We start from the raw sequence: 12,291 nt of genomic DNA on the forward strand, positions 1-12,291 counted from the left end.
CGATGTCTAACGTTGCGGCGGATTGGCACTGACTCTGCCACTCATTCCCGCGATGAGCTCTGGAAATCTGCCATCAATTGCCGCTGCTACCTTGATAGACTGACTCACAGGATCAACCCTTGCGCCTATACGGATGTACTTTGCAGGGTATGTCTTGCGGGTTTCGTCAATGTCGACTTTCAGACTCCCACCGGCACGCAACCACCCCAGCCAAGCCGAAGGAACCAGAAACTCCAATTCAAGAACGCTGTCATCCAGGATGTCCATGAGCGGCTGACCCGCTTGCACGAATTGCTGCTCGCGCACCTTTTGCTCAGCCACGCGACCGCCGTAAGGTGCAATGACATGGCATTTGGAAAGCATGGCCTTCTGGGTGCTGACTTCCGCGTTGGCTTTATTCACTGCTGAAGCGGACAGCTCCATGTCCAATTGGCCTACGGCATTGAGTTGCAACAAGCGCTTGTTGGATTGCAGGGTTTGTTCAGCACCGTCCAACTCGGCTTGCGCTTTCTTCAGCTGGGCCTGGGGAAGCGTGCAATCAAAACTAACAAGGACCTGACCAGCCCTGAAGGCTCCGCCCTCTGGAACATGGACATTGCTCACCTTTGCAGGAAGCTCTGCAGCCAAGGTCGTAAAGCGCCTGGGCATCAGCTGTGCGCGGATTTCCTGCCGTTCCACGGCGGGGCGAGCAGGCGCCGGTGGCGGGACCTGTGCGGATACTGAGACGCATGCTGAAACGCCCAGCCACAACACGGTCAGAGACTTGAGGGTGACTCTCATGGCTTTTCGGCTCCGGAGAGAAGTGGCGCCCAAGGCTGGCGGTTATTCATGGAAATTTGTTGCGTCAACTCCTTCAATTTCAGAGCATCAGTGCTTCCCAGACGAGGCTCGAGCCCCAGATTTGCGATCAAACGGTTCTCTGCCACATTGACCTGGGCGAGAGCCTGGTAACGGCGAAGCAGACTCAGAATCGCAGCGGTGTCGTTCGCCACTTCATCCAGTTTGCTTTGTGCTTGGGCGTTGGCACGACTACGTACCAAAGACGCAATACGCACATCCGTTTCGTACACACTGTCCGCTCGTAGGAACTGCTTGCGCGCGTTGATCAATTGCAGACGAGCGAGATGCAATTGCGTAATCACGGCCATTTGGGAAGCAACCCGGCGTTGATCGGCCAATTTCACCCCCGCCTCCGCCAGCTTGGTCTGGGTAGGAGCCGTCAGAATGTTGAATAGATTGAATGAAAGCTGTAAACCAGCTTCATTCCAGTTGTTGTGGACGAGGTACTGGTCAGCGTCGTATTTGAAGCCGTAGTTAAAGTTCAAGTTTGGAAACATGCGGGCCATGGTTTTCTGCACTTCTTGCCTGGCAATTCGGCTGTTGTAGTGCTGCTCACGCAGGTCAGCGTTGTTCTCCAGCGCGAAATCCTCCAATCGCTGGATTGGCAAAGTAAGCATGCTGTCCTCCGACAAGGCCAGAGAGGTCTCCGCAATAGTGATGGGTTGGCCCAAAGGCGCGTTCACCAGTGCCGCCAGATCGACTTGGGCACTTGCGAGTTCTTGCTCTATGGATTCCAGCAGCCGCAGGTTCTCCAGGAGCTGCCGCTGGTAGCGCAGTGCATCCATGGGGTTGCGGACCCGCTCAGCCTCAACTTTTCGGGAGTCAGCCAAGGCACTTTCGGCATTCGCAATGGTCTGTTGCACTTGGCTACGCAATTGTTGGGCGCTTGCTGCTCGCCAATAGGCCGTGCGTACATCCTGCATAAGTACATGCATCGCCTTTCGGCGCTTTTCCGCAGCGATAAGCACCCGCTCTGCCTGCTGTTTCCCTCCGTAGTAGCCCACGCTGGCATCCAACAGACTCCAAGTCAACCCGAGATCGGCGGTTCCGTGGTTACGTTCGCTCGAATAGGAAGAAGTCTGAAAACTGGACACCACCTGATTCGGTGTGTACTGGCTGCTGTAGGTGGCTCGCTCCTTGTCCCGAGCGGTATATCCCGCTTGGGCCACCAGTTTGGGGAGAGCATCAAATTCAGCCATCTCCAGCTGGTTCATGGACAGGGCCTCCTCCATCAACCGGGTTCGGCGATCAAGGTTGTACTTGAGCGCCCGGGCCATGGCCTCGTCCAGCGTCAACGGTCCATCGATCGGCTCGACCGCGCTGGAGGCCATGGACTTGTCAGTCCGGTTGGTCTGGTTGAGCTCGTCTTGCGTCAAGGGACTGGGCGTGATCGTCCCGCAACCCGCAAGCGCCATCACTGTGGCAGACAACGTGAAAATTTGAATCAGCTTGCCTTGACGCATTACGCATCTCCTTAAAATTGAATAAATTGTATTTGTTAATTATGCTTAATAAAAATGATTTAAGCAAATTATTCAATCATCCAACATAAAAATTAGTCCATGTTGCAGTCATGGAGTTGACACAAGTGAATGACGAGGGGCCGATGCCACTGCTGCCAAGCGATCCGATCTTGGACATTGACCCAGCGAAAATCAGCCAAAAAATGTCAACAAGCCAGCCATGGCATACAGTGAAGCACTAGGAAAGCAGCAACAGGCTTTATCCATGCTTGAAAAAGTGCGATAGGAAAACAATGCCCCACTACTGGCTCATGAAAGCCGAGCCCGCCGAGGCTTCGATTGACGACGTGCTGGCCATGCCCGACGCCACCGTGGGCTGGACCGGCGTGCGCAACTACCAAGCCCGCAATTTCATGCGCGACAGCATGCAGGTGGGCGATGGGGTGCTGTTCTACCACTCCAGTTGTGCGCAGCCCGGTGTGGTGGGCATTGCGCGGGTCGCGTCCGGCATCAAGGTAGACCCCACCCAATTTGACCCCGCGTCACCCTATTTCGATGCGGCGAGCAAGCCCGAAGCGCCCCGCTGGCTCCTGGTCGATGTCCAGGTAGTCCACAAGACGCGCAACCTCACGTTGCCGGAGCTTCGGGCTGATGCGGCCCTCGCCGATCTCCTCATTCTCAAAAAAGGCAACCGGCTGTCCATCACGCCGGTGGAGCCTGCGCATTGGCAACACATCGTGAGCGTGCTCGGGCATCCGGGAGTCTGAGTGATGCCGAGGCCGTGTTTTCCGAAGCTGTGGGCGTGCGTTCTTTGGCTGGCAGGTGCGCTGCTTTCCAGTGCCCATGCCGGTCGTTTCGCAGACATTGCGCACGCGCGGGTGGCGAGCCTCGCCCAACAATTGGCAGAGCAGCCATCCGGTTTGGGGCCAGCTTGTCAGGATCGTTCCGCCTGGGGGCAAGCGGACGTTCAACGGCGCCTGCAAGAAGTCACCAAAGCCGCTGAAAAAATCGCCGCGCAGACCGTGCCTCCGTGGGACGACGAGGCCTACCTCGAATACAGCCGCAATGGCGTTCGTGGCGATGGTGAACGCATGATGAATGCGCGCAAAGCGGGGCTGCATGTGCTGGTGCTGGCGGAATGCAGCCAGTGGGCGGGCAGCTACCTGCCCGCCATCTCACGCTTGCTCCAAGCCCTGAGCACACAGCCCACCTGGACGTGGCCGGCCCATGACAAGGATTTGCGCAATTTCCGCGGGCAGCGTTTTGAGGTGGATTTGTTTGCCGCCGACACCGCCAACGAACTGGCTCAGGCGCTTTACCTGCTGGGCGACAAGTTGGATGGCTCGACCCGAAGGATGGTGCGGGATGCCGTGGTGCAACGCGTACTCGCCCCGGTGCGCGCCAGCTACGAGTCGGGAGGCAAAGACCACTGGTGGCTCAAGGCAGACCACAACTGGAACGCGGTGTGCCTCAAAGGGGTAACAGGCACTGCATTGGCGCTGTTGCCCGACCGCGAAGACCGTGCAGTGTTTGTGGCGGGCGCGGAGCATTACATCCGCAACTATCTGGGTGGTTTCCCGCCGGACGGCTACGCGCTGGAGGGCCCCGGCTACTGGAACTATGGCTTCTCGCATTACACAGAGTTGCGGGAAATGCTGATGCAGGCCACGGCGAACCGGCTCGACCTGTTTGACCACCCGCTGGTGCGCGAAGTAGCACTTTACGGGTACCGGTTTGAGATGACGCCGGGAAATGTGGCGCTGTTTGGAGACGCAGGGCGCAACACCCGCATGGATGACACCACCCGCGCCTATGCCAACGAGGCCTATGGTCTGGGCCAGCCGCAAACCCTGTTCAGCCAAAGCGTGAGCGTCAATACCCCGGCCAACTCCAGTCCGCTGGTGCAGGCATCCATCAAGCTGTTCAGCAAGCCTGCGCCGGCAGGCCATGGCAGCGCCCCGGCAGTGGGCTTACAGACCTACTTCAACACCGTGGGCGTGCTGGTGTCCCGCCCTGGGCCGGGCGAGACCCTGGGCTTTGCCATCAAGGCGGGCGGCAACGGCAATCACAGCCATAACGATGTGGGCTCCTACGCCATTGCCCTTGGCGCCGAGCAGCCGGTGGGCGATGCGGGTGCCACGGTGTACTCCTCCAAAACCTTCAGCAAAGACCGCTTTACCATCCGCGGCATCAACTCCTGGGGCCACCCGGTTCCCGTGGTGGCGGGCCAGTTGCAACGCGAGTCCACCAAGGTCAAAGCGCCAGTTCTCGAGCAACGAGGCGACGCCAACGGCAGCATGGTGCGCATCGACATGAAGCCCGCCTATGCACTGGATTCGCTACAAAAACTGGAGCGCTCCGCGCAGCATATTCGAGGGCCAGAGCCCAAGGTGATCATTGAGGATGCCTTCCGCTTCAGCACCCCTCAGACCTTTGAGTCGGCCATCATCAGCACCGGCCAGTTCCAGCGTTTGGCGGACGGCACCTTGGACTTCTGGCAAAAACGGGAACACTTGCGGGCCCACATCAGCGCCTCGCAGGCCTTCGAGTTCCAAACCGAGACGGTGACAGAAGAAGGTCTGACCTTCAACCGCACCGCCATCCGCTTCCTGCAAGCCGCCACCGGCAATGCCTGGGTGCGCATGGAATTCACCCCGGCGCCCCGCTGATTCCGGACGAGAGCAGGCGCGATTTGCATGTGCCTTGGCGCGAATGGCGAGTGACGTGGCGCGTCTTGCCGCCTACGATTCAGCCATTCCGTCAACAACCCACTCTGCATTCACAGGAAAACGCCATGACTACCAACACTCGCCCCCAAGTCGTCCTCATCACCGGTGCTTCTTCCGGCATGGGCAAAGAAGCCGCCAAGTTGCTGCTTCGCCAAGGGCATGTGGTCTACACCGCTGCGCGCCGTATCGAGTTGATGCAAGACCTGCAGGCTCTGGGCGCACATCCCCTCAAAATGGACGTCACTGATGAAGCCCAGATGCAAGCCGGTATCGCGCAAATCACCGCAACCCATGGCGGCGTGGACGTGCTGGTGAACAACGCCGGCTTCGGCATTTACGGTGCCATGGAAGACACCAGCATGGCCGATGCGCGCTACCAGTTCGATGTGAACTTCTTCGGCCTGGCACGCATGACCCAGCTGGTGCTGCCCCATATGCGCAGCCAACAGCGCGGGCGCATCATCAACATCTCGTCCATGGGCGGCAAGATGTATACCCCGCTGGGTAGCTGGTACCACGCCACCAAGCATGCTCTGGAAGGCTGGAGCGATTGCCTCCGCCTGGAGCTGGCTCCCTTCGGCATTCAGGTGGTGATCGTGGAGCCCGGCATCATTGCCACGGAGTTCGGCGACGTGATGACCGGCCCGCTGCTGGAACGCTCCGGCAATGGCCCCTACGCCAAGCTGGCACACATCGTGGCCAAGGCCACTGGCGACGCTTACAGCAAGCCCAATGCTGCGTCCCCCGCTTCCGTGATTGCGGACGTGATCGCCGAAGCCATCGCCGCCCCTAAGCCCAAAACCCGCTACGTGGCAGGCAAAATGGCCAAGCCACTGATGTTCATCCGAAAATGGTTCGGTGACCGCTTCTTTGACATGGCGGTCATGAGCCAGATGAAGTAATCATCGCCACCTGACAGGAGCACCCGGTGAAACACGCCAGCAAATTTGCCATCCAACGCGGCTGGAAGCTACTTCTGGCTGACATGGCGCTCCCCGTGGGTGAGGTGCTCGCGTGGGCAGGCCTGCCGGGCGACATGTTTTCGCGCCCGGATGCCAGCCTGAGCCCGGCAGACTTCTTCAAGCTCTGGAACGGCATGGAGCAAGTGGCCGGTGGCGACGACCTGCCCCTGCGCTTCGGCCGGGCCATTTCGGTCGAGGCGTTTGATCCGCCCATCTTCGCCAGCCTGTGTGCCCCCAACATGAATGTGGCACTGCAGCGGCTCTCCAGCTTCAAGCGCCTTATCGGGCCCATGATTCTGGAAGTGCAAGTCACCTCCAACGGCACCTCGGCAGACTTGAGCTGCTACGGCTATGAGGGGCATCTGCCCCGCAGCCTTGCGGCCACCGAAATGGTGTTTTTTACCCAGCTGGCGCGTCTGGCCACCCGCAAACAGGTGGTGCCCCTGCGGGTGGAGCTGGTGCAATTACCGGATGACTGCGCCCCGCTCGAGGCCTTCTTCGGCTGTGCCTTGCAAGCCGCCGACCGTAACCGCATCACCTTCAGCCCTCAAGACGCAGCACACCCGTTTTTGACCGAAGACAACGCCATGTGGGAGAGCTTTGAGCCCGCCTTGATGAAGCGCATCACCGATCAGGACCACACGGCCAAAGCCTCTGAGCGGGTGCACAGCGCCTTGCTGGAGCTGCTGCCCGGCGGGTGTAGCGGCATTGACGATGTGGCCACCAAACTGCTCACCAGCCGGCGGACCTTGCAACGGCAGTTGCTCGCAGAAGGCCTGAGCTTTCAGGATGTACTCAACCGCACCCGCCGGGAGCTGGCCGAGCACTACCTGCGCCAGGATGCCATCACGCCCGGAGAGGTATCGTGGCTGTTGGGCTTTCAGGACGGCAACTCATTCATTCGCGCCTTCAAGGGCTGGACCGGCAGCACACCCGGTCAGTACCGCAGCAACATGCCGCGCCAGGCTGCCCCCATGTAATGCGGGTTGCCCCTAGGGGGCGGTCTGCTATGGTTTCACATCACAACTAAGGAGACATGTTTCATGACTGCATTGCAAGCATTGGTGGGTTTTGCACTTTGGACACTGGCCTTGATCACGCTGGTGTTTTTGTACCGCGGGCTGCGCTTTCTGCGCGGCACACCCATCAACCACTGGCCGCGGGGCAACAAACCGCAGGACGACGCCAGCCTGGTCAAACGCCTCGAAGACGCCCACGCCAACTGCATGGAAAACCTGCCGGTTTTTGCGGTGCTGGTGCTTGCGGCCAGCCTGATGGACAAGTCCAACACCATCCAAACGATCGCACCCTTCGTGCTCTACGCACGCATCGGCCAGACCCTGGCGCATTTGTGGGGCACAGGCCCGCTGCAGGTGTTTGTACGAGCCAGTTTCTGGAGCGTACAGCTGGTGATTTGCCTCTGGATGGCCCTTCAACTGCTGGCGGCCTGAGGGACCCATTCATCATCCAACGAGCACCTCGCGCCCATGAAATATGCGCGGAGAGCTCCTGAATTGATAGCAAAAACCATGACCATAGACACTGACCTCGCCCGCCTCGCCCTCCAGGAAGAGCGCCTGCAGTTTGACGCCTTTGACCAGCGCTCCGCATGGGCGCTGGGCAGCCGCATCAAGGCCCTTAGCGAAGAAGCCGGCGTGGCGCTGGCGATAGAAATTCGCCTGGGCAAGGACACCGTGTTCTTCTACGGCATGCCCGGAACCGGCCCCACCAACGCGGACTGGGCGCGGCGCAAGCGCAACTCGGTGGAGTTGCTGCACACCAGCTCTTACGCGCTCAACCTCAAGCTGGAAAAAGAAGGCAGCACCCTGGAGGCCAAACAGGGCCTGCCCCTGCGCGACTACGCCACGCACGGTGGCAGCGTGCCCATACGGGTGCGCGGCGTGGGTGTGGTCGGGGTGGTGACCGTTTCAGGCATCCCGCAGCGGGACGACCACGCCATGGCCATCAAAGCACTGGCCGAGCTTTGCGGTGTCCCTTTGCACGAGGTGGCGCTGGATGAGCGCGGAACCGGTTAGCGCCGCCGCGCAGAGCGCACCCCGGAGAGCTCGTTCACGATCTTGAGCACCCGGGTCAGGCGGCCGGATTCGGCCACTTCCACGGTGAATGTCATCCAGGCGGTGCCTTTGACAGACTGGGTCTGCACCCCGATGACATTCATCTTTTCTTTGGCGAATACCTCCGAGATGTCGCGCAGCAGGCCCTGGCGGTCCAAAGCCTCAACTGCAACGTCCACCGGATACACGTTCCCGTCTTTGCCGCCCGGGGCGCCCCACTCCACCTCGATCAGGCGGTCGCCACTGCGTTGCACCATGTTGCGCAGGTTGGAGCAGTCCGACCGGTGCACGCTCACGCCCTTGCCCCGGGTCACAAAGCCGCTGATCAAATCCGGCGGTGCCGGCTTGCAGCACTTGGCCAACTGGGTCATCAGCGAATCGATGCCCACCACCAGTACCCCGCCCTTGCCGCCGGACACACCGCGCGGCTTTTTGAGCGGCATGTAGTCGTCCTGCGGGCCGGCGGGCTCGGGCGGGCGCAGCAGAAGCTCGATGTTGCGCAGTGAAAACTCGTCTTTGCCCACCACCTCAAACAAGGCGTCGGCATTGTGGAAGCCCAGCTGGCTGGCCAGGTCGTCGAGCTTAATGGCGGTTTTGCCCTCACGTTGCAGCAGCTTTTCTACCGCCTCGCGGCCCTTGGCCATGGTCTCACCCATGGCCAGCGCATTGAACCAGGCCCGCACCTTGGCGCGCGCCCGGTGACTGACCAGATAGCCCAGCTCGGGGTTGAGCCAGTCCCGTGAGGGGCCGCCTTCTTTCACGGCAGTCACTTCCACGGTCTGGCCGTTTTTGAGCGGAGTATTCAGCGGCACCATGGCGCCATCCACCTTGGCACCCCGGCAACGGTGGCCCAGGTTGGTGTGCACGCTGTAGGCAAAGTCCACCGCGGTTGCCCCCTGCGGCAGCTCCACAATGGCGGCATCTGGCGTGAGCACATAGATGCGGTCGTCAAACATGCCCTGCCCGTCGGACGCATGGGCGCCGGAGAGGTCGCGCTCCCAGGCCAACAATTGGCGCAGCACAGCAATCTTGGCGTCGTACTCGCCGGCGGCCGTCACGCTGCCGCCATAGCCTTTGGCGCCCGCCTCTTTGTAGGCCCAGTGGGCGGCCACACCATGCTCTGCATGGTCGTGCATAGCCTGGGTGCGGATTTGCACCTCTATGGGTTGCCCTGCCGATCGTCCCGCTGCCGGGCCGCCCCCAAGCGGGACAGCCCCCTCGGGGGGCAGCGCCCCCTGCAAGGGCGGAGCTTGGGGGTCCATTTCTCTTACAACGGTGTGCAGCGACTGATACCCATTGGGCTTGGGCCGGGCAATGTAGTCGTCAAATTCTTCAGTGATCGGTGTGAAGCGGGTGTGCACCAGGCTGAGTGCCGCGTAGCAGTCCGGCACCGTGGGCACCACGATGCGCAGCGCCCGGATGTCGTACACCTGATCGAAGCCCAGCGACTTGCCCCGCATCTTTTTGACGATGCTGTAGATGTGCTTGGGCCGACCCTGCACGATAGCCTGCACGCCCTGCGCTGCCAACTCGTCCGCCAGCTGCTGGCGCAGTCGCTCCACCGAGGCTTCCCGCTCTGCCCGCTTTTCGTCCAGCAGTTTGGCGACCTGCTTGTAGGTGTCGGGCTCGAGGAAGCGGAACGACAGGTCTTCCATCTCCCACTTGATTTCCCAGATGCCCAGCCGGTTGGCCAAGGGCGCAAACACCTGCAGGGCCTCAGAAGCCAGCCCCGGCGGCACCGGCAACTTGGTCGCCGCAAAGTGGCGCAAGGTCTGCAAGCGCGACGCCAAGCGCAGCATGACCACACGCAGGTCCTTGCTGAAGGCCAACAGCATCTTGCGAACGCTCTCCGTCTGTAAACCAGGTGCCCCCACGCTCCATCGCTGCGCGAGTCGCTGCCCCCCATGGGGGCTATCGGCCCCTTGGGACGGCCCGGCGGGTCCGGCGGTTTGCGCCATGGGTGCCGCACTATTGCTGTGGCTCGCCGACTGCTGGGCCAGCCGTGCCATGCGCTGCAGGCGCACCAGCTTGGTGGTTTCTAGGGCCAGGTCGGCAAAGTTGTCGCCGAAGGCTTTGGCGATGATTTCGTGGGGCTTGTTCAGGTGGTCACAGGCATACACCAGGTAGCTGGCAGCCTGCATGGCCTCGGAGCCGCCAATGGTGCGCAGAATAGCGGCTACGGCATCCGCGTGTTGAAGCACGTTTTCGCCGGTATCCAGCGACTCCGTCGCCAACAAAGGCTCGGCAAAGGCGCGAGCGCGCTGCAGGGCTCCGGCCTGCTCGGGCAGGCTGTCTGCGGTGGCCGCAATCACTTGCGGGGTGGCCGTGGCAATGTCCCCGGCGTACAAACTTTTCATGGAAGGCTCACAAGGCGGGGAACGTTACCCCAGCAAAAAAGAAGTCACGGCGTCCTGTTGGTCTTGGGCGATCAGGGTCGGGGCGTGGCCCACACCGGCAAACTCCAGCAGGCGGGCTTTGGGGCCACGCTGCGTCATGGCCAGTGCCGTCTCGGGTGACAAAAGGTCGGACTCCGCGCCGCGAAGCAACAAAGTGTCTGCCGTGATGGCGTCATACAGCTGCCACAGCTGAGCCTGGCCGGCCAGCGCCAGCTCCTCTGTCACTGCCTTGAACGGGATGGCAATCGCAGGGTCGTAATGCAGCCCCAACTTGCCGTCCGGGAGGGTCTTGACCATGTGGCGTGACAACTCCAGCCACTGCGCCGGTGTGTGCGGCCCGAAACTGCTCGAAATCGCCAACATGGCGTCAGCGGCCTGCTGCAGGTTGTCGAAGCTCACGGCGCGGCCCAGATAGGTGCCTATGCGCTGCAGCGACGACCACTGGATCACCGGGCCCACGTCGTTCAGCACCAATTTGCGTACTTTCAAGCCCACGGAGGCGGCATGCGCAGTCACCGCCAAGCCGATCAGGCCGCCCATGCTGGTGCCCACCCAATCCAGAGTGGCGGGCTTCAGGTGCGCCAGCAGGCCCAACATGTCGCCGGCATAGGTCGGCACGCCATAGCCGACAGGGTCTTTAAGCCAATCGCTCTGACCACGTCCAGCCACGTCGGGGCAGACCACACGGATGGACTGGGAAGCGCGGGCGACCAGGGCCTGTGCCAGCACGTCAAAGTCGCGCCCCTGTCGCGAGAGGCCATGCACACACACCACGGTGTGGGCGGCGTCTGCCGCGCCCCACTGCCAATACGCCATGCGGCGCGGACCGTTGGCGTCAGCGCAGGGTACGTAATTCAGCGTAGGTTCAGCCATGGTGCAATCACTCGTTTGATAATGACCACATCCTAATGGAATCCCCCCACCACTTTGTGAAGGAAGACGCATGTTGAAAGGTAAAACCGCCCTCGTTACCGGATCCACCAGCGGCATCGGTTTGGGTATCGCCAAGGCACTGGCCGCACAAGGCGCCAACATCGTGCTCAACGGCTTTGGCGACGTGGAGGGTCCCAAGGCCGAAGTGGCCGCTCTGGGCGTGCAAGTGAGCTACCACGGTGCGGACATGAGCAAGCCTGCCGAGATCGCAGCCATGATCGAGCACGCCACGACCACTTTCGGCGGCGTGGACATTCTGGTCAACAATGCGGGCATTCAGCATGTGGCGCGGGTCGAAAACTTCCCCATCGAGAAATGGGACGCCATCATCGCCATCAACATGAGCAGCGCCTTCCACGCGACCCGCCTGGCCCTGCCCGGCATGCAAGCAAAGAACTGGGGCCGCATCATCAACGTGGCGTCCGTCCACGGGCTGGTGGGCTCGGCCGAAAAGTCGGCCTATGTGGCGGCCAAACACGGTGTGGTGGGCCTGACCAAGGTCACGGCACTGGAAAACGCCACTACCGGCGTGACCTGCAACGCCATCTGCCCCGGCTGGGTGCTGACCCCGCTGGTGCAAAAGCAGGTGGATGCCAAAGCTGCCGCGCGAGGCATCAGCAACGCGGACGCTACCAAACAGCTCCTGGGCGAAAAAGAGCCCTCCATGCAATTCACCACGCCCGAGGAGCTGGGCGCCTTGGCCGTGTTTTTCTGCTCCCCCGCTGGCGACAATGTGCGCGGCGTGGCATGGAATATGGACGGTGGCTGGACAGCGCAGTAATTTCGAACAAATCGGGCTCTGGCGCCCGATGGATATGCGCGAGCAGCTATGAATTCAATAGCAAAAAAGCCCCGGCAGGGTCCTGCCGGGGCTTTTCTCATTCAGACTCACA

The 12,291-nt window shown here is 61.2% G+C and carries 11 protein-coding genes; 7 read left to right on the top strand and 4 right to left on the bottom strand.

All coding sequences use genetic code 11. The features are described 5' to 3' along the window. Window positions 1-6: 6 nt before the first annotated feature. Window positions 7-780 (bottom strand): efflux RND transporter periplasmic adaptor subunit, encoded by a 774-nt coding sequence (locus RAN89_RS12565; protein ID WP_313866630.1) that lies wholly within the window; start codon window positions 778-780, stop codon window positions 7-9. Beyond that, window positions 777-2,303 carry a TolC family protein gene (locus tag RAN89_RS12570; protein WP_313866631.1) on the bottom strand — a complete coding sequence of 509 codons (1,527 nt, stop codon included), beginning with the start codon at window positions 2,301-2,303 and terminating at the stop codon, window positions 777-779. Before RAN89_RS12570 ends, RAN89_RS12565 begins: the two co-directional genes overlap by 4 nt. Window positions 2,304-2,596: 293 nt before the next feature. Between RAN89_RS12570 and RAN89_RS12575 the strand changes: the two genes are divergently transcribed. The 6 genes from RAN89_RS12575 to RAN89_RS12600 all read left to right on the top strand — a co-directional run bounded on the left by RAN89_RS12575 (window position 2,597) and on the right by RAN89_RS12600 (window position 8,030). Then, window positions 2,597-3,070, top strand: a complete 474-nt coding sequence (locus RAN89_RS12575) for an EVE domain-containing protein (protein WP_313866632.1) — start codon at window positions 2,597-2,599, stop codon at window positions 3,068-3,070. A 3-nt stretch (window positions 3,071-3,073) separates the two neighbouring features. Beyond that, window positions 3,074-4,972 (top strand): hypothetical protein, encoded by a 1,899-nt coding sequence (locus tag RAN89_RS12580; protein ID WP_313866633.1) that lies wholly within the window; start codon window positions 3,074-3,076, stop codon window positions 4,970-4,972. Window positions 4,973-5,097: 125 nt separating this feature from the next. Further along, window positions 5,098-5,934, top strand: a complete 837-nt coding sequence (locus RAN89_RS12585; protein ID WP_313866634.1) for an oxidoreductase — start codon at window positions 5,098-5,100, stop codon at window positions 5,932-5,934. A gap of 26 nt (window positions 5,935-5,960) precedes the next feature. Continuing rightward, on the top strand, window positions 5,961-6,974 hold the full coding sequence (locus tag RAN89_RS12590) for an AraC family transcriptional regulator (RefSeq protein ID WP_313866635.1): 1,014 nt from the start codon (window positions 5,961-5,963) through the stop codon (window positions 6,972-6,974). A gap of 63 nt (window positions 6,975-7,037) precedes the next feature. Next, entirely contained in the window at window positions 7,038-7,445 is a 408-nt protein-coding gene (locus RAN89_RS12595) for an MAPEG family protein (protein ID WP_313866636.1), read from the top strand. A 78-nt stretch (window positions 7,446-7,523) separates the two neighbouring features. Then, window positions 7,524-8,030 carry a heme-degrading domain-containing protein gene (locus RAN89_RS12600; RefSeq protein ID WP_313866637.1) on the top strand — a complete coding sequence of 169 codons (507 nt, stop codon included), beginning with the start codon at window positions 7,524-7,526 and terminating at the stop codon, window positions 8,028-8,030. Here the strand turns inward: RAN89_RS12600 and RAN89_RS12605 are convergent. Both RAN89_RS12605 and RAN89_RS12610 read right to left on the bottom strand, forming a co-directional pair. Next, window positions 8,027-10,426, bottom strand: a complete 2,400-nt coding sequence (locus RAN89_RS12605) for a RelA/SpoT family protein (RefSeq protein ID WP_313866638.1) — start codon at window positions 10,424-10,426, stop codon at window positions 8,027-8,029. The genes RAN89_RS12600 and RAN89_RS12605 overlap by 4 nt on opposite strands. Before the next feature lie 24 nt (window positions 10,427-10,450). After that, window positions 10,451-11,338 (bottom strand): alpha/beta fold hydrolase, encoded by an 888-nt coding sequence (locus RAN89_RS12610; protein WP_313866639.1) that lies wholly within the window; start codon window positions 11,336-11,338, stop codon window positions 10,451-10,453. Window positions 11,339-11,408: 70 nt separating this feature from the next. On the opposite strand from RAN89_RS12610, the gene RAN89_RS12615 reads away from it, so the two are divergent. Beyond that, complete coding sequence (locus RAN89_RS12615; protein ID WP_313866640.1) at window positions 11,409-12,179, top strand: 3-hydroxybutyrate dehydrogenase; 771 nt, start codon at window positions 11,409-11,411, stop codon at window positions 12,177-12,179. Window positions 12,180-12,291: the final 112 nt, after the last annotated feature.

The sequence above is a fragment of the Rhodoferax mekongensis genome, assembly GCF_032191775.1.
GTDB lineage: Bacteria > Pseudomonadota > Gammaproteobacteria > Burkholderiales > Burkholderiaceae_C > Allorhodoferax > Allorhodoferax mekongensis.